Annotated in this window: 15 protein-coding genes and 1 tRNA gene; 10 read left to right on the forward strand and 6 right to left on the reverse strand. The window is 63.6% G+C overall.

Annotated features, from left to right (window positions below):
- Window positions 1–87: 87 nt before the first annotated feature.
- Window positions 88–771: a metal-dependent transcriptional regulator gene (locus QP324_RS07720; RefSeq protein WP_284815424.1), complete on the forward strand. Its 684-nt coding sequence runs from the start codon at window positions 88–90 to the stop codon at window positions 769–771.
- On the opposite strand, the gene menE is transcribed toward QP324_RS07720, so the two are convergent.
- The 4 genes from menE to QP324_RS07740 form a co-directional block, all read right to left on the reverse strand.
- Entirely contained in the window at window positions 768–1904 is a 1137-nt protein-coding gene (menE, locus tag QP324_RS07725; RefSeq protein WP_284815425.1) for an o-succinylbenzoate--CoA ligase, read from the reverse strand. The genes QP324_RS07720 and menE overlap by 4 nt on opposite strands.
- A 10-nt stretch (window positions 1905–1914) precedes the next feature.
- The gene (locus QP324_RS07730) at window positions 1915–2040 is read right to left on the reverse strand and encodes a hypothetical protein (RefSeq protein ID WP_284815427.1); all 126 of its coding nucleotides are present in this window, start codon (window positions 2038–2040) and stop codon (window positions 1915–1917) included.
- Window positions 2040–3008, reverse strand: a complete 969-nt coding sequence (locus QP324_RS07735; protein WP_284815429.1) for a 1,4-dihydroxy-2-naphthoyl-CoA synthase — start codon at window positions 3006–3008, stop codon at window positions 2040–2042. The genes QP324_RS07730 and QP324_RS07735 overlap by 1 nt, the downstream gene beginning before the upstream one ends.
- Before the next feature lie 293 nt (window positions 3009–3301).
- A complete protein-coding gene (locus tag QP324_RS07740) occupies window positions 3302–3763 on the reverse strand; it encodes a DIP1984 family protein (RefSeq protein WP_049377868.1) in 462 nt (153 codons plus the stop codon).
- Window positions 3764–3847: 84 nt separating this feature from the next.
- Here QP324_RS07740 and QP324_RS07745 point away from each other — a divergent pair, with 84 nt between their 5' ends.
- Window positions 3848–4864, forward strand: coding sequence for an o-succinylbenzoate synthase (locus QP324_RS07745; protein WP_284815431.1), 1017 nt, complete (start codon window positions 3848–3850; stop codon window positions 4862–4864).
- A 3-nt stretch (window positions 4865–4867) separates the two neighbouring features.
- On the opposite strand, the gene QP324_RS07750 is transcribed toward QP324_RS07745, so the two are convergent.
- On the reverse strand, window positions 4868–5638 hold the full coding sequence (locus QP324_RS07750) for a hypothetical protein (RefSeq protein ID WP_284815433.1): 771 nt from the start codon (window positions 5636–5638) through the stop codon (window positions 4868–4870).
- Window positions 5639–5997: 359 nt separating this feature from the next.
- On the opposite strand from QP324_RS07750, the gene QP324_RS07755 reads away from it, so the two are divergent.
- From QP324_RS07755 to QP324_RS07780, 6 genes are all read left to right on the forward strand, one after another.
- A complete protein-coding gene (locus QP324_RS07755) occupies window positions 5998–8400 on the forward strand; it encodes an excinuclease ABC subunit UvrA (RefSeq protein ID WP_284815435.1) in 2403 nt (800 codons plus the stop codon).
- 79 nt (window positions 8401–8479) lie between these two features.
- Window positions 8480–9211, forward strand: coding sequence for a hypothetical protein (locus tag QP324_RS07760; RefSeq protein ID WP_284815437.1), 732 nt, complete (start codon window positions 8480–8482; stop codon window positions 9209–9211).
- A gap of 72 nt (window positions 9212–9283) precedes the next feature.
- Window positions 9284–10906, forward strand: a complete 1623-nt coding sequence (gene menD / locus QP324_RS07765) for a 2-succinyl-5-enolpyruvyl-6-hydroxy-3-cyclohexene-1-carboxylic-acid synthase (RefSeq protein ID WP_284815438.1) — start codon at window positions 9284–9286, stop codon at window positions 10904–10906.
- Complete coding sequence (locus QP324_RS07770) at window positions 10907–11377, forward strand: DUF3592 domain-containing protein (RefSeq protein WP_284787761.1); 471 nt, start codon at window positions 10907–10909, stop codon at window positions 11375–11377.
- A 60-nt stretch (window positions 11378–11437) separates the two neighbouring features.
- Complete coding sequence (locus tag QP324_RS07775) at window positions 11438–12637, forward strand: glycosyltransferase family 1 protein (RefSeq protein ID WP_284815446.1); 1200 nt, start codon at window positions 11438–11440, stop codon at window positions 12635–12637.
- An 11-nt stretch (window positions 12638–12648) separates the two neighbouring features.
- Window positions 12649–13338 (forward strand): demethylmenaquinone methyltransferase, encoded by a 690-nt coding sequence (locus QP324_RS07780; protein WP_284815440.1) that lies wholly within the window; start codon window positions 12649–12651, stop codon window positions 13336–13338.
- 41 nt (window positions 13339–13379) lie between these two features.
- Here QP324_RS07780 and QP324_RS07785 read toward each other — a convergent pair whose 3' ends face one another.
- Window positions 13380–14645, reverse strand: a complete 1266-nt coding sequence (locus QP324_RS07785) for a geranylgeranyl reductase family protein (RefSeq protein WP_284815442.1) — start codon at window positions 14643–14645, stop codon at window positions 13380–13382.
- A 98-nt stretch (window positions 14646–14743) separates the two neighbouring features.
- Here QP324_RS07785 and QP324_RS07790 point away from each other — a divergent pair, with 98 nt between their 5' ends.
- Both QP324_RS07790 and QP324_RS07795 read left to right on the forward strand, forming a co-directional pair.
- On the forward strand, window positions 14744–15748 hold the full coding sequence (locus tag QP324_RS07790) for a polyprenyl synthetase family protein (protein WP_284815444.1): 1005 nt from the start codon (window positions 14744–14746) through the stop codon (window positions 15746–15748).
- 110 nt (window positions 15749–15858) lie between these two features.
- Window positions 15859–15940: transfer RNA gene (locus tag QP324_RS07795), tRNA-Tyr, on the forward strand.
- Window positions 15941–16071 lie beyond the last annotated feature (131 nt).

Here is a 16071-nt window from a genome sequence, read left to right on the forward strand (position 1 = left end):
ATGAATACCAAAGTTCAATGGAATGAACTTTGTAAAACATACATATTGAAACTTACGGAAGCAATAGGATGAACTACGATGGGGTGAATGCACGTAAGCGAGCTGCCCGAACGCACCCAGGACTACCTCAAGATTTTGTGGAACCACGAGGAAAAGGCGGGGCGCGATACCGCCATGCCGCTCGGTGATCTGGCCAAGGCTGCCGGCCAAAAGCTGCCCACCACCTCCGAGGCCGTTAAGCGCCTCGCGGCCAAGGGACTCGTGGAACACGAGCGTTACTTTGGCGTCCGGCTGGTGGAGGAAGGTCGCGAGTTGGCTGTTGCTATGGTGCGCCGCCACCGGTTGCTCGAGACCTTCTTGGTGCGCACCTTGGGCTATACCTGGGACGAGGTGCACGAGGAAGCCGAAATGCTAGAGCATGCGACCTCCGATAGGTTTGTCGAGCGCATCGATGCTTTCCTCGGCGCCCCTGCGCGCGATCCCCACGGCGATCCCATTCCGGCGGCCGATGGCACGGCTGAGCCGCTCTCGCGCATTACGCTTGCCGACGTCCCACCCAACTCTCCCGCCACCATGGAACAGGTCAATGACGCCGATGGCGAATTCCTGCGCTATTTGGACAAACACGGGGTTCGGCCGGGCGTGCGGCTGACCGTCGTTGCCCCGCCGGTAGCCGGCCTCCTAGAGGTCAGCGTGGATAAAGGAGCCAGCTTTTCGCTCGGGGAATCCGCGGCGCGCGATATCGCGGTGCGCGACGTGGAAGGTGGCTAAGCGCTGAAGATGCGCGCCACCGCGCGGCGGTCTATTTTGCCTGGCCCGGCCGTGGGAAATTCCGCGAGGCGCTTGATGTCTTTCGGTATCTGCCAGCGGGGAAGCTCGGCGTCTTCGAGGGCTTCGAGGATATCGCCGATATCGGCCCAGCCGGTGTACGCCGCCATGATTGCCTGGCCGAGCCGCGGGTGTGGCACGCCGACGACGCAGGCATGGTCCACGCCCTTAACCTTGAGGATTTCGGTTTCTAGCGCCTCTGGGTGCAGCTTGAGGCCGCCGGAATCGATGACGTTATCCAGCCGGCCGGTGACGGTGAGGGTGCCGGCGTCGATAAAGCCGCCATCGGAAGTGGCGAACCAGCCTGGCTCGCGGAAGGCCTGGTGCTCGGGCGCGTTGCGGTAGCCGTGGGCGATGGTGGGCCCGCCCAAGAGGATGCGGCCGTCCTGGACGCGCACCTGGGCCCCAGGAATCGGCCGGCCATCGTAGACGCAGCCGCCCGCGGTTTCGGAGGATCCATACGTCGCCACTACTGCAATGCCCAGCTCCTCGGCCGCTGCGCGCAGGCGCGGGTTGATGGCCGCGCCGCCGACCAGGATGGCATCGAAAGTGCGTAGCGCGTCGATGCCTGCGACCGAATCCATGGCCTTGGCCAGTTGCAGCGGGGTCAGCGCGGTATAGGTGCGGTCGCCAGTGCGGTCGAGCTCTGCAGCTGCGCGGGCGAAGGTGGGGATATCGAAGCCCTCGCTGAGATCCATGCATAGCGGATCCACGCCCGCCACCAGGGAGCGCACCAGTACTTGGATGCCGGCGATGTGGTGGGCCGGCATGGCCAGCAGCCATTGGCCGGTGCCGCCGAGCACCTGGTGGGTGGCATCCGCGCTGGCCACCAGGTTTGCTGGGGTGAGCTGCGCGCCCTTCGGCGTGCCGGTGGAACCCGAGGTGGACATCACGAGCGCGATCTCGGGATCGATAGGCTCGCCGGCGCGTTGGGTATTGCGCAGGAGGGTAGCGCGGGTGGCGTCGGCAAGCGGGAGCGGCAAAAAGCACCCTTGGCCAGCAATGGCGGCCTCCAAATCGGGGAGGATGCTGGCCGGGTTATGCGGATCAACCGGAAGCGGGGAGAGGATAGTCACGGAGGCGATTTTAACCGTCGAAAGGGCGGGTTTCGTTCTTTTCTGCCTTGCGTATGCCGCGCAGCAACACGATGCGTCCAATGATGAGCGCACCCGTAGCCACGACGGCGGTGCCGATACAAAAAGCGATAAGCATTAGTAGTAGTACGGGAAGCTGTCCCAATTAGGCTCGCGCTTTTCTAGGAAGGACTCCTTGCCCTCGACGGCCTCGTCGGTCATATAGGCCAAGCGGGTGGCCTCGCCGGCGAAGACCTGCTGGCCCATCAGGCCGTCATCGGTGAGGTTGAAGGCGAACTTCAGCATGCGCTGGGCGGTGGGGGACTTCATGTTGATCTCCTGGCCCATGCGGATGGCGGCGTCTTCCAGCTCGCCGTGGTCTGCGACCTCATTGACCGCGCCCATCTCGTACATGCGCTGGGCATCGTAGGTGCGGCCCAAGAAGAAGATTTCGCGGGCGAATTTCTGGCCCACCATCTTGGCCAGGTACGCCGAGCCATAGCCGGCGTCGAAGGATCCCACGTCCGCGTCCGTCTGCTTGAAGCGCGCTTCTTGGCGGGAGGCGACCGTCATATCGCAGACCACGTGCAGCGAGTGTCCGCCGCCGGCCGCCCAACCATTGACCACGGCGATGACCACCTTGGGCATGGTGCGGATAAGGCGCTGGACCTCGAGGATATGCAGGCGGCCGCCCTCCACCTTCTCCCGGGCGGTGTCCACGGTGGATTCATCCGCGGTGGCGTCATCGTGGGCGTGCTCGGTGGCGTAGCGGTATCCGGAGCGGCCGCGAATGCGCTGGTCGCCGCCGGAACAAAACGCCCAGCCGCCGTCCTTTTCGGAGGGGCCATTGCCGGTGAGCAAAATCGTGCCCACATCCGGCGTGCGGCGGGCGTGATCCAGGGCGCGGTAGAGCTCGTCTACGGTATGCGGGCGAAACGCATTGCGCACCTCCGGGCGGTCGAAGGCGATGCGCACGATGCCGTTCTTGCGGCCCTCGCCGTTGAGCCGGTGATAAGTGATATCTGTCAGGTCCTCAAAACCTTCTACGGCATGCCACAATTCCGGGCGGAACGGATTATCGGTGCTGTATTTTCTCTGCTCGCTCATGATGGCCAGCTTAGTGGCAAAAGAAGAATAGTCCCCATTCCCAACCCTCACCCACACACGCTGCCCAGCAGGCCGGTAATAATCAATACGCGATACTGCGAGGTTGTTGCCCCGCATAATACCCGTGTACGCCATACCAGCGCGGTACTCCATGCCATGGGGAGACTTGAACTCCCCGCCCCTTAAAGCGCTAAAGGGGGCCAGTGTCCCAGGATTTTCCCCTCCAGGGTGGGGGCCTGCTCGCTGCAGGTGTGTGGGCTACCATCGCGCGCTTTAAGCAGCGCGCGATATGACTATCCGTTTTTCAGTTCGGTATTCCAGTTCAGCTGCTGGATGCGGGTATCCAGCTCGCGGTACTGCTTAGACAAATCATCGACGCGCTTGCGCAGCTCCGCCACCGGGATGGTGGAGACAAACTTGATCTCGGTGCGGGAATAGCGATCCGAGCGCGTGCCCGCCCGCTGCGCTAGGTCGTGGTAGATGCGGCGCTTGCGCAAGAGGCCGTCGCGAAGCGCGAGGGCTTCCATCAAGTTCCTCTTCTCATCAAAGGCGGTGGCGATATTCGTCGCATTGATGGCCTGCACCAGCTCATCGATGCGCCCGGCCACGCCGTCAAGCTCGCGCAGCAGTGCCTGCGGATCCTCATCCGGGGTATCGCCCTCCTGCACGCGGGCCACGGTGAGCAGCCGCTCGTGCAGGCTATTGAGGCGCTCCTGTGCCTGGGCGCGCTCCGCCAATGCCTCAGCTAGCAGCATAATTCCTCCTTTATCGGTATGAGTTTCCAAAATAGCGCAGAGCGGGGGAGGGGTCAACGGCCGGCGGGCGCTACCATGAAGGCCATGCATATCGATGACGTCCTCGACCGCGCCCACGTAGTCTCCCTCCCGCTCGCCGTGCGTTTCCGCGGCATCACCACGAGGGAGGCCCTGCTCATCGATGGCCCGGCCGGCTGGGGCGAGTTCGCGCCCTTCCTGGAATACGGCCCGGCCGAGTCCGCCGCGTGGCTGCGCGCCGGGCTCGAGGCCGCCTACGAGGGCTTCCCGGAGCCGGTGCGTGATTCCATCGAGGTCAACGCCACCATCCCGGCCGTCCCCGCCAGCGAGGTTCCGGCCGTGGTGGAGCGCTACCCCGGCTGCCGCACCTTCAAAATCAAGGTGGCGGAGAAGGGGCACACGCTTGCCGACGACGCCGCTCGCGTCCGCGCCGTCCGCGACGCCGTCACCCAACGCGGCGATATCCCTATCCTGCGCGTGGACGCCAACGGCGGCTGGAGCGTCGATGAGGCGGTGGAGGCCGCGCAGATGATGATGCCGCTGGACTATATGGAACAGCCGTGCGCCACCACTGAGGAGCTTGCCCAGGTCCGCGGCCGCCTTATGCGCGCCGGCCTCTTTGTGCGCGTCGCCGCCGATGAATCCATCCGCAAGGTGGCCGACCCGTACCGCGTCGCCGAGTTGCAGGCCGCGGATGTCGCCGTGGTCAAGCCCGCCCCGCTCGGCGGCGTGCGCCGCGTCCTCGAGGTGGCCCAACACCTGCGCCAGCGTCACATGGACATCACGGTGGCCTCCGCGCTCGATACTTCCATTGGCATCAACATGGGCCTTGCGGCCGTCGCCGCGCTCCCGCGCATCTACGACGACGAGGATATCGACGTCACCCCAGCCGCCGCCGGCCTTGCCACCGGTTCCCTCTTTGAAGAGGACGTCACCGCCCCGCGCCCGCTTGTCGATGGCCACCTTCCCGCCGATATCCTCGCCCCCGACCCAGACCGCCTCGCTGCACTCGCCGCCCCCGCCGACCGCCGCGATTGGTGGTTCGACCGCGTTCGCGCCTGCTGGCCGCACCTTGCTAAATAGGCTCTAGAGCAAGCTCTGGTGAAACCTCCACGCCGGAGTCGCCAGTGCCCGGCGCACCTTCTGCGGCCTGCTCTTTAGCCCGCGCACGCTGCGGCGATGCGCGACCGTTTCCTGCACCGTCTCCACCACCAGCTTGAGGTGGTAGTCGGTGCACTCATCCGTAAACTTCAGTGGCGCCCATCCATGCTGCACCGCGTGATTGGTCTTCCACGTCCCGATGAGGAATTCTCGGTGATTATTCTCCGGCGTGTGATAGAACAGCGAGTCCAAGTCCACCACGGTCGTTCCCGCTTCGAAGCCTAAATCCCAGGTATATGGTCCTAGCCGGAAATTCGGCACGGGATTGAGACCCGCCCGCCGCATCTCGCGAAACATCCGCTGCTCCCATTTCGACGCCGTCCCCACCGGTGCTAGCCTCGCCAACTCGCGTACCGCGTCCTTTTCCTTGCTGCTCACCATGTCTACATCGGCCGCGAATCTTCCCCTACCGTTGAGCCCGCGGTACGCCTGCGCCAGGACCTCTTTGAGCAGCCACTCGCCACAGTGCTCGAAACTCAGCGCATCTGCCACCGCCTGCGCGGGCAACGCCATCTTTACGCCCTTTACCCGATTTACCGGCACCGGCCGCGACCTCACAGTACGCACCAGCCCATCCGTCCGTGCCCGGCAATTGTTATCCACCCGAATCGCTGCCGGCAGCCGCACCTCGCATAAACCGTAGGCTGCAAGCGCCGCCGTTCCCGTAAACACCGCATCCGGATAAAGCTGCGCCACCGCGGCGAGCTTATCCTTCGCACTCGCCTCCGCCGGGACATAACAATTGCGCCGCAAGCGTAACAGCGTTCCCTCACTAACCCTCCTGCGGATTTGATAGTCAGTAAGGCCTAAAACTAGTAATTCATTTCTCGTCCACATGACTCATTGGACTGGAAATCTTCCAGGAAGGTTCCGATTTCCTCGTTTCAACGATTTCGTCCATCTAAAACACCTAAATCGTCGACGATTTTCGCGATATGTATGGACGAAATCGTTGAAAAGCGGTGGCCTGCGCACGAAAACCAGTAAATCGCTAAAGGAGACTGCCATTAGGATTAAAGCTGCCCAGCCCGTCACCTGTGCGTACGCTAGAGGACATGTCTACTATCAAGGTCCGCGATGCCCACCTGCACAACCTGCGCAACGTCGACGTCGATATGCCCCGCGGCAAGCTCGTTGCGGTCACGGGTGTGTCTGGTTCGGGCAAGTCTTCGCTGGCATTTGGCACGATTCACGGCGAAGGACAGCGCCGCTACCTCGAATCGGTGGCGCCCTTCGCCCGCCGCCTCATTAGCTCGGCCGTCGACCCGCAGGTTAGCCAGGTAGAGGGCCTGCCGCCGACGGTCGCGCTGCAACAATCTACCTCCGGCGGCGGTGCGCGTTCCACGGTGGGCACCGTCTCCGCGCTCTCGAATAGCGTGCGCCTGCTCTATTCGCGCGCCGGGGATAACCCGGAGGGCCTGTACTCGGATTCTTTTTCTCCGAATACCCCGGAGGGCATGTGTCCGCAGTGCCACGGCACGGGCGTGGTTCACGAGCCGACCGAGGACTCCATGGTCCCGGATCCCACCCTCTCTATCGAGGAAGGCGCCATCCAAGCATGGCCCGGTGCCTGGGCCGGCAAGAACTTCCACGACATCCTGATGAATCTGGGCTATGACCTGGATTCGCCCTGGCAAGACCTGCCGCAAGAAGACCGCGACTGGATCCTCTTCACGGACGAGCGCCCCGTAGTCACGGTCAAGCCTTTGCGTGGCAAGGACCAGATTCAGCGCAATTATGAGGGCACGTGGCGCTCGGTGGCCAGCTACCTCAATAAGACGCTGGCGGAGACCCAATCGGATACGCTGCGCAAGCGCACATTGTCCTATATGGAATCTCGCGAGTGCGAGACCTGTGGCGGCCGCCGCCTCAACCCGGCCGCGCTGAAGGTCACCTATGCGGGCATGCCGATTGATGAGCTGGGCGCGCTGCCGCTGGATAGGGTGCATGAGGTGCTCAGCAAGCAGAACCCGGAGGAGAATTCGGCCGAGGATTTGCTGCTCAAACAGATTCTTCCCGCGTTGACCTCGGCGCTGGAGCTCGGCTTGGCGCACCTCAGCCTGGATCGGCCGACGCAGAGCCTGTCCGGCGGCGAGATGCAGCGCATCCGGTTGGCGGCGCAGCTGCGCTCCGGCCTCTTTGGCGTGGCGTATGTGCTCGACGAGCCCTCGGCCGGCCTGCACCCCGATGAGCGCGATGCGGTCATGGATATGTGCCGTCGTTTCATCGCGGCCGGCAACTCCGTGCTCTTGGTGGAGCATGACATGGATTTGGTCGCGCAGGCGGACTGGCTCGTTGACGTCGGCCCGCTGGCCGGCGAGCGCGGCGGCAACGTGGTCTATTCGGGCCCGGTCGCAGACTATGACGCGGACACCCCTACCGCCAACGCGCTGGCTCACCGCACGCTCGCGCTTGCCGACGACCCCCGCACACCCTCCTCCCACCTCGCCCTTCGCGGCATCAACGCACGCAGCATCGACAACCTGGATGTGGACTTTGGTTTGGGCCAATTCACGGCGGTCGCCGGTGTTTCCGGTTCGGGCAAATCCACCCTGGTCAGCACGGTGCTGGCTGGCCTGCTGCGGCAGTCCGCCACGGCCGTTTCCGATGAGGAAGAGGCCGAGGACAAGGGCTGGTCCGTGGAGAGCACGGAGGGCTTTGACCGAGTAAAGCGCGTCGTGCAGATTACCCAGAAGCCCATCGGCCGCACCCCGCGTTCCACGCTGGCAACCTACACCGGGCTTTTCGATAACGTCCGTAAGCTCTTCGCCTCCACCGATGAGGCCAAGCAGCGCAAATGGACGGTCTCGCGCTTTTCTTACAACGTAAAGCAAGGCCAGTGCCCCACCTGCGGCGGCGCGGGAAAGATCGAGGTGGAGCTGGTCTTCTTGCCAGGCTCGTACACCACATGTCCAGAGTGCGGCGGCGCTCGCTTCAACGACGAGACCTTGGAGGTGACCTGGCAGGGCCGCACCATCGCGGACATCTTGGAGCTCACCGTGGATGAGGCCGCGGAGGTCTTTGCCGAGGAAGAAAAGATTTACCGCGCCATCGCCACGCTGCAGGCAGTCGGCTTGGGCTACCTCCGCCTGGGCCAGGGCGCGCCGGAGCTGTCCGGCGGCGAGGCCCAGCGCATCAAGCTGGCCACGGAGCTGCAGCGCTCCCGCAACTCGCGTCGCGGCCACACGGTCTACCTGCTGGACGAGCCCACCACGGGCCTGCATCCAGCCGATATCGACCTGCTCAATACCGAGCTGCACAAGCTGGCGGATGCGGGCCATACGGTAATCGTCGTCGAGCATGATCTTTCGGTCATGGCGAATGCGGACCGCATCATCGAGATGGGCCCGGGCGCTGGCGAAGATGGCGGCCGCATCATCGCGGATGCCACCCCGGCACAGGTTGCCGCAGAAGACACCGCCACCGGCCGCGCCTTGAGCACACGCCAAGCGCACTAAGCGGCGAGCCGCGGCTTCCCTGTTAGCTGTGGGAGACCTCTCTGGGATCTCACAGCAAAATGGGGTAGAGGTAGAGGGTATGACTACTAAAGGCCCTCATGGCGATAATAATGAAACCCGCAGCTGGTCCAGCCCGGCGGATGATGCCACGCGCCAGATTGACCGCGTGCCCGATAATGCCGCCGGCCCCAGCCGCGACCACGCGCGCCGCGAGCACCCCAAGCAGTACTTCCCGGGCGAGCAGCAGCCGCAGAATGAGACTCGTCAATTCGATGCGACCGCTGGCTATCAGCAGGGCTACGGTCAGCAGCAAAGCTACGGCCAGAACTATCAGCAGCCGGCCGGGCAGGCATATGGCCAGCAATACGCGCAGCAGCCCGAGTACGAGCCGGTTCCGTCGGACTATGATCCAGACCAGCCGGAAAAGCGCAAGAAGAAAGGCAGCGGTGGCGGGGCTATGGCCGGCGTCTTCGCAGCCATCGCGGTACTTGCAGTACTGGCCGCGGCTGTGTTGTTTTTCCTGTGGCGCAATGCTGCGGACGAGGCGGATAAGCCGGACCCACAGCCGGTGACGGAAACGCTGACCACGGAGGTTCCCACCACCGTGACCCAGACCGAAGAGCCGGATACGCAGGATGAGAACTCCAATAATTTGCCGAAGCTGCCGGACTTCCAGAATGACCTGCCGTCCGATATCCCGACCGAGTTGCCACCGGAGGTACAAGACCAGCTGGATAAGGGCAGCGACGTGGACATTGAGGGCCTCCTTAACGATCTGCTGGGCGGCGGCGAGCAGCCGGCCAACCAGTAGGGCGCTCAGAACTAAGCGCCCAGCACCTGCCCGGTAAGGGAAATGGCGCGCGGGCAGGTAAAATCGGGCGGCATGAATGAATCGATGCAGTTGGCTGAGAAGGTAGCCGCCCAACTGGCGCGCCACCTCACGGATGTCGTCTTGTGCCCTGGTTCGCGCAACGCGCCGCTGTCGCTGGCGCTGTTGGCGCGTGATGATATCCGCGTCCACACCCGCCTGGACGAGCGCGGGGGAGCGTTTACCGCCCTGGGCATGGCGCGGGTGCAGCGCCGCCACGTGGGCGTGGTGATGACCTCGGGAACTGCGGTGGCCAATACTCTGCCAGCCGTGGTGGAGGCACACTATTCCCATACGCCGCTGGCCATCATTAGCGCGGATCGGCCGGAGCGCCTGGTGGGCACGGGGGCGTCGCAGACCATCGAGCAGCAGGGCATCTTCGGCGTCTATGCGGACACCACCCAGGTCACCGACGCGGACGATATCGCGGCGATGGCCCAGCGTTTCCGCGAAGACCTACAGGTACACATCAATGTGGCCTTTGATGCCCCGCTTGTCGACGCCACCCTGCCGGACCACACCTCCGGCGATGGCGTGCGCGAGCCCGCGCCGTCCTTTGTGGACCACGGTGAAGTGGCCGTGGATTTGAGCAAGAACACACTGGTCATTGCGGGCGATGAGGCCTGGGAGGTAGAAGGCCTCCAAGACGTGCCAACCATCGCAGAGCCGAGCGCGCCGGGCCCGTACCATCCGGTGCATCCGGCGGCGGCGCACATCTTCCGCAAGGCGCAGGTCTCCGCGAATGATTATGTGGTCAACACCAAGGTTGAACAGGTCATCGTCGTGGGGCATCCGACGCTGCACCGTGGCGTGCTAGCGCTGATGAATGACCCGGATATCGAGCTGGTGGTGCTCTCGCGCACCAAGGACTTCACCAACCAGCGCGGCGAAGAGGCCCGGCTTGGCACCACCGTCAAGGTCACCGGTGAGCCGAGCCGCGAGTGGATGAAGATCTGCGAAGGTGCAACAGATATGGCGGGGCAAGCCGTGCGCGAGACCCTCGAGGATGAGGAACTGGGATTTACCGGGCTGCACGTGGCGGCCGCGGTGGGCGATACGCTCTCCGTCAACGATACCCTGGTGCTCGGTGCTTCGAACCCGGTGCGCGATGCCTCCATGGTGGGCCTGCCTTTCGACGGCGTGGATACGTACTCGCCGCGCGGGGCAGCCGGCATCGATGGAGCCATCGCGCAGGCCATCGGCATTTCCCTGGCCACGCAATCGCTGGATCCCACCAACTGGCGCGCCCCGCGAGTTATGGCGCTGATGGGGGATGTCACCTTCTTGCATGACGCGAATAGCCTGCTCATCCCGGAAGATCAGGCGCGACCGGAAAACCTCACCATCGTGGTGGCCAATGACAATGGTGGCGGCATCTTCGAGACCCTGGAACAAGGCGCCGATGCGCTGCGCGAGTCCTTCGAGCCGGCGTTTGGGACGCCGCATGGGGTGGACGTCGGCAAGCTGGCAGAAGCCTATGAGGCAGACTACCGCGAGGTGACCACCCCGCAGGAGCTGCTGGACACGTTGGCGGAGCTGAAAGAATATTCCACCGGGATTACCGTCGTGGAGGCCAAGACCACCCGTGCCACGCGCCGGGCGCTCAATGAGAAGCTCACCGCAAAGGTAGGCCAGTAAGTGGCCCCGCCGCAGCATAAGCCGCACGCGGCCGTGGTGCCGCGCTATACGCCCGCGGTCTATCGCCGCCGCCTGCACCAGCTGACGCTGGCGCTGTATCTGGCCGCGCTGGTGGGTGTGGTGGGCATGGTCATCGGGCCGGCGCTGAATGACCACGCCATCGCCAGCCACCCCGCGCGCGCTTTGGCTACGGTCAAGGATGTGGGCGTGCTGCGCACTACGGTGGATTTCCAAGACAGTGAAGGGATTTACCACACCCCACAGCACGGGCTGCTCTATCCCAGTGGGCTGGGCGAGGGTCAGCAGGTGTGGGTGCAATACGCCCAGGACGACCCAGACCTAGTCAAGGTCGAAGGCCGCGAATGGACGCTGGCCATCATCCCGGCGCTCTCGGTAGGGGTGGTTGCCACGCTCATCGCGGCCGTGCTGTGGAAGCTGATTAGCTTCTTTACCCGCCGTGCGGAGAAATAATTAACCAAGATTTTCCGCTGGCTTCACCATAAACTTAAGAAAATGGGCCATGATGGTGGCATGCGTGTTGCGATCGTGGCTGAATCCTTCCTCCCCAATGTCAATGGTGTGACCAACTCCGTGCTGCGCGTTTTAGAGCACCTGCACGAGACCGGCCAGGAGGCCATCGTCATCGCGCCGGGCGCCCGTGAAGGACAAGAAGAAATTCCGGACTACCTAGGATTCCCCATCTACCGTGTACCCACCGTGCGCGTGCCGCTGGTGGATTCGCTGCCGGTGGGCGTGCCTACCACGGCGGTCGATGAGGCGCTGCGTGATTTCAAGCCGGATATCATTCACTTGGCCAGCCCCTTCGTACTCGGCGCGGCTGGCGCTTTCTCCGCCCGCCAGCAGCGCGTGCCGGCCGTAGCGTTGTACCAGACCGATGTTGCCGGCTTTGCCACCAAGTACCATGCCTCCGCGTTGGCCTATGGCGTGTGGGAGTGGCTGCGCACGATTCATAACTCTTGTCAGATGACGCTGGCGCCGTCCTCGCTGACCATCCGGGACTTGGAAAAGCACCACATCAAGAACGTACGCCACTGGGGGCGTGGCGTGAACGCGGAACTTTTCCACCCCTCCAAGCGCTCTGATGAGCTGCGCCGCAGCTGGGATCCGAGCGGCACCAAGAATGTAGTGGGATTCGTTGGTCGCCTCGCCGCGGAAAAGGGCGTGCACCGCCTCTCCGCGCTCAACGGGCGCGAGGATATCCAGCTGGTCATCGTGGGCGATGGACCGGAGCGCCCGCTGTTGGAAGCCCAGCTGCCCGGTGCCGTCTTTACCGGTGCGCTGTCCGGCGAAGACCTCGCCGCCGCCTATGCCTCCTTGGACGTCTTTGTCCACGCCGGCGAGTTCGAGACCTTCTGCCAGTCCATCCAGGAGGCACAGGCCTCCGGCGTGCCGACCATCGGGCCGCGGGCCGGTGGCCCGGTAGACCTCATCAACGAGGGCTATAACGGCCTGCTGCTGGAGGTAAAGACCTTTGTGGAAGACCTCCCCAATGCGGTGGACGCTCTGCTCAATCCGGAGATCCACCAAGAGATGCGGGACAATGCCCGCGAGTCCATTTCCTCCAAGACGTGGAAGGCGCTGTGCGAGCAGCTCGTGGGCTATTACGAAGAGGTACTGGAGGATACTCGCCGGGTGCCGCTGACCATTCTGGGCCAGCGTCCCGAGCTGCCGCGATGGGCGGCTCGTGCCCTTGGTGCCCGCGTAGCCTAGACTGATCATTTGTGTCTAAGGCAGATCTGGATAAAAAGCCCTTCGATGTGGCGCGCATGTTTGACGCCGTGGGCGAGAAATACGACCTCACCAATACCGTGCTTTCCTTTGGGCAGGACGCGCACTGGCGCAAGCGCACCCGCGAGCGTTTGAACCTTAAGCCGGGCGAGAAGGTCCTCGACCTTGCAGCGGGTACCGCCGTGTCCACCGTGGAACTTTCTAAGTCCGGTGCGTGGTGCGTGGCGTGTGATTTCTCCCGTGGCATGCTGGCCGCCGGCCGTGAGCGCAACGTGCCCAAGGTGGCTGGCGATGGCATGCAGCTGCCGTTTGCGGATAACACCTTTGACGCCGTGACCATCTCTTATGGCCTGCGCAATATCCACGACTTTGAGCTTGGCCTGCGCGAAATGGCGCGCGTGACCAAGCCGGGCGGGCGCCTTGCGGTGGCGGAGTTTTCCACCCCGGTGGTACCGATTTTTGGCACCGTGTACAAGGAATACTTGATGCGTCTGCTCCCGCCGGTAGCGCGCCTGGTCTCTTCTAACCCGGAGGCATATATCTACCTCGCGGAATCCGTTCGCGCGTGGCCCAGGCAGGAGGAGCTTGCCGCGGTTATCAATCGCAATGGCTGGGCCGAGGCCGGCTGGCAGAACCTTACCTTCGGCATCGTGGCGCTGCACTCGGCGGTAAAGCCAGCCTAGGCGAGGGCCGGAGCCCGCGCCTAGAGGACTGCGGCGGGGGACTATGCCGCGGTCGAATCCCAGAGGGGCGTATCGCGGCGAAGGGACGAGACCGTACGGCCGGCGGCGCGCCAGGTGCGTGCGATGAGGTCGCGGTCATCGTCAGTAATGAGGTTGCCCATCAGGCGCGCGGCGGCCGGCATGAGTATGCGGCCGATGGGCCCGCGCAGGGCCAGTGGACCGGCCAGCGGTAGGAACTGCGGATAAGTAAGCAAGCGCGCGGCCGTGCGGGCCAAGAGGAAGGACTCGCCGTAGTGCTCGCGCAAGACGGCCGGCCAGGCCAGGGTGAAATCCTTCGGGCCGAGCAGGGCTACGGCCAGCGCGGCGGTCTCCAATCCATAATCGATGCCCTCGCCGTTGAGGGGGTTGATGCAGGCCGCGGCATCACCAATGAGCATCCAATTGGCGCCGGCCACGTTAGATACCGCGCCGCCCATGGGCAGTAAGGCAGAGGTAACGTGCTCAATTTCCCCGAGTCCCCACTCGGTGCGCTGTTGGGTGGCGTAGAACTCGAGCAGCTTCTTGGTGTTGATCTTGGCGGGGCGCTGCGCGGTCGACAGCGCGCCGAGGCCGATATTGACCTGGCCTAGCTCGGGGCCGAGCGGGAAGATCCAACCGTAGCCGGGCTGCACCTCGCCTTCTTCGTCCTTGAGCTCAACGTGGGAGTGCATCCAGGGCTCAGTGGCATGCGTAGAGGAAGCATAGGAACGCGCGGCAATGCCATAGACCTCCTCGCGGTGCCAGGTGCGGCCGAGCTTCTTGCCAAAAGTAGAGCGCACGCCATCGGCCACGATGATCCACTTGGCATGCACTGTGGCCTCTCCCACGCGGAAGGAGGTCACGCGGTTGCCCTCGAGCACCGGGTTGGTGGCAGGGGTGCCGGTGAGGAGGGTGGCGCCGGCTTTCCGGGCGGCGTCGGCAAGCAGGGCATCAAAGCGGTAGCGCGGCAGGGCCGTGCCCACCTGGGAGGGGTAGGTCTCCGGCCAAGGCGCGGTAATATCGCCGCCGTAGCCGTGCAGTTTCAGGCCGCGATTGCGGTAGGAGGCGTTGACCACAATGCCGAGCTCAGCAAGCTGGTGCATCGCGCGCGGGGTGAGCCCGTCGCCGCAGGTTTTATCGCGGGGAAACGTCGCGGAATCAATAAGGAGGGTGTCATAACCGGCGCGTGCGGCATGAATCGCGGCGGCGGCTCCGGCAGGCCCAGCGCCAATGATGGCGACCTCGACATAGGTTTGGGAATCGATCTGCTCCGACATGAGGACTATCATTGCATGAGTTCGACCCCTCGAGTGTGTTTAGGGGCGCAGTTTGGACTACGGTAGGTAATCGATTATCTCTGGCTTTTAGTTGCAAGGAACACTATTTAATGACTCACGGTCAATCGCATGCCACGCACGTGGATCTTGGTGATCCGCAGCTCAACGAGCGCATTGGTGCGGGCATGGAAGCAGTAGAAGACAAGCTGCGCAGTGAAATCGACCGCGGCCAGGACTTCTTAAAGGACAAGGTCAGCCACCTGTCTAAGGCCGGTGGCAAGCGCTTTCGCCCCATGATGGCGCTGCTGGCCTCCGAGTATGGTCCGCGTCCGGGCTGCGAAGAGGTTGTTAAGGCCGCCACCGTCGTGGAGATGGTGCACGTAGCCACCCTTTATCATGACGATGTCATGGATGAGGCGGACCGCCGCCGCGGCGTGGAATCTGCCAATTCGCGGTGGAATAACTCTGTGGCCATCCTCGCCGGCGATGCGCTCCTGGCGCATGCCTCCCGCCTGATGAGTGAGCTGGATACCCACACCGTGGCCCACTTTGCCGATACCTTTGAGGAGCTGGTGACCGGCCAGATGCGCGAAACCATCGGCGCAGGTGAGGCCAATGTCGTGGAGCACTACACGGCCGTTATCCGTGAAAAGACCGCGGTGCTCATCGCCTCTGCTGGCTACCTGGGTGCCTACCACTCCGGCGCCTCGGCCGAGCATGCCGCAGCCCTGCACCGCATTGGTGGTGCCATTGGCATGATCTTTCAGATTGTGGACGATGTCATCGACATCTTCTCTGACCCAAAGGATTCCGGCAAGACCCCGGGCACGGACCTGCGCGAGGGCGTATTTACCCTGCCGGTTCTCTACGCCTTGGAAGAAGAGGGCGAAGTGGGCGACAAACTGCGTGAGCTGCTTACTGGCCCGCTGCATTCCGACGCCGAGGTGGAGCGCGCCATCGAGCTCCTGCACCAGTCTGGTGGCCGTCAGAAGGCGCTGGAGGACATCAATGCCTACCTGCGCACGGTGGAGGAGCAGCTTGCCGTGCTACCGGAGAACTCCGCGAGCCAGGCCCTGCGCCAACTGGCGGATTACACCGTGCGCCGCGTGGGCTAGCTGCTTGGCGATGCCCCCTTATTCCCGCCCCATTCGCCCCTACTACGCTGGCGATTTGTAGGTGGGAGGGTGGTTCGTAGTAAAGTACTTACTCGCACCACACAGTGCATGCCAGGTTGCCCGAGCGGCCAAAGGGAGCGGACTGTAAATCCGCCGGCATTGCCTTCAGAAGTTCGAATCTTCTACCTGGCACAGAATGAACCCCGCAAGCATATGCTTGCGGGGTTTGGTCGTACCTGCAGCTACCTTGATTTCTAGTGGTCGTGGAAACACCTGACATGGGTTAGGTGATTGTGTGGAGTCGAAATGGGTTCCGGATTCTG

It is taken from the genome of Corynebacterium sp. UMB0012, from assembly GCF_030216265.1.
GTDB lineage: Bacteria > Actinomycetota > Actinomycetes > Mycobacteriales > Mycobacteriaceae > Corynebacterium.

What these genes read in the sequence shown, in the direction of transcription:
- QP324_RS07720 (WP_284815424.1), top strand. Translation starts at nt 88, where the DNA reads ATGCACGTAAGCGAGCTGCCCGAACGCACCCAGGACTACCTCAAGATT.
- QP324_RS07730 (WP_284815427.1), bottom strand. Translation starts at nt 2,040, where the DNA reads ATGCTTATCGCTTTTTGTATCGGCACCGCCGTCGTGGCTACGGGTGCG.
- QP324_RS07735 (WP_284815429.1), bottom strand. Translation starts at nt 3,008, where the DNA reads ATGAGCGAGCAGAGAAAATACAGCACCGATAATCCGTTCCGCCCGGAA.
- QP324_RS07740 (WP_049377868.1), bottom strand. Translation starts at nt 3,763, where the DNA reads ATGCTGCTAGCTGAGGCATTGGCGGAGCGCGCCCAGGCACAGGAGCGC.
- QP324_RS07745 (WP_284815431.1), top strand. Translation starts at nt 3,848, where the DNA reads ATGCATATCGATGACGTCCTCGACCGCGCCCACGTAGTCTCCCTCCCG.
- QP324_RS07755 (WP_284815435.1), top strand. Translation starts at nt 5,998, where the DNA reads ATGTCTACTATCAAGGTCCGCGATGCCCACCTGCACAACCTGCGCAAC.
- QP324_RS07760 (WP_284815437.1), top strand. Translation starts at nt 8,480, where the DNA reads ATGACTACTAAAGGCCCTCATGGCGATAATAATGAAACCCGCAGCTGG.
- menD (WP_284815438.1), top strand. Translation starts at nt 9,284, where the DNA reads ATGAATGAATCGATGCAGTTGGCTGAGAAGGTAGCCGCCCAACTGGCG.
- QP324_RS07775 (WP_284815446.1), top strand. Translation starts at nt 11,438, where the DNA reads ATGCGTGTTGCGATCGTGGCTGAATCCTTCCTCCCCAATGTCAATGGT.
- QP324_RS07785 (WP_284815442.1), bottom strand. Translation starts at nt 14,645, where the DNA reads ATGATAGTCCTCATGTCGGAGCAGATCGATTCCCAAACCTATGTCGAG.
- QP324_RS07790 (WP_284815444.1), top strand. Translation starts at nt 14,744, where the DNA reads ATGACTCACGGTCAATCGCATGCCACGCACGTGGATCTTGGTGATCCG.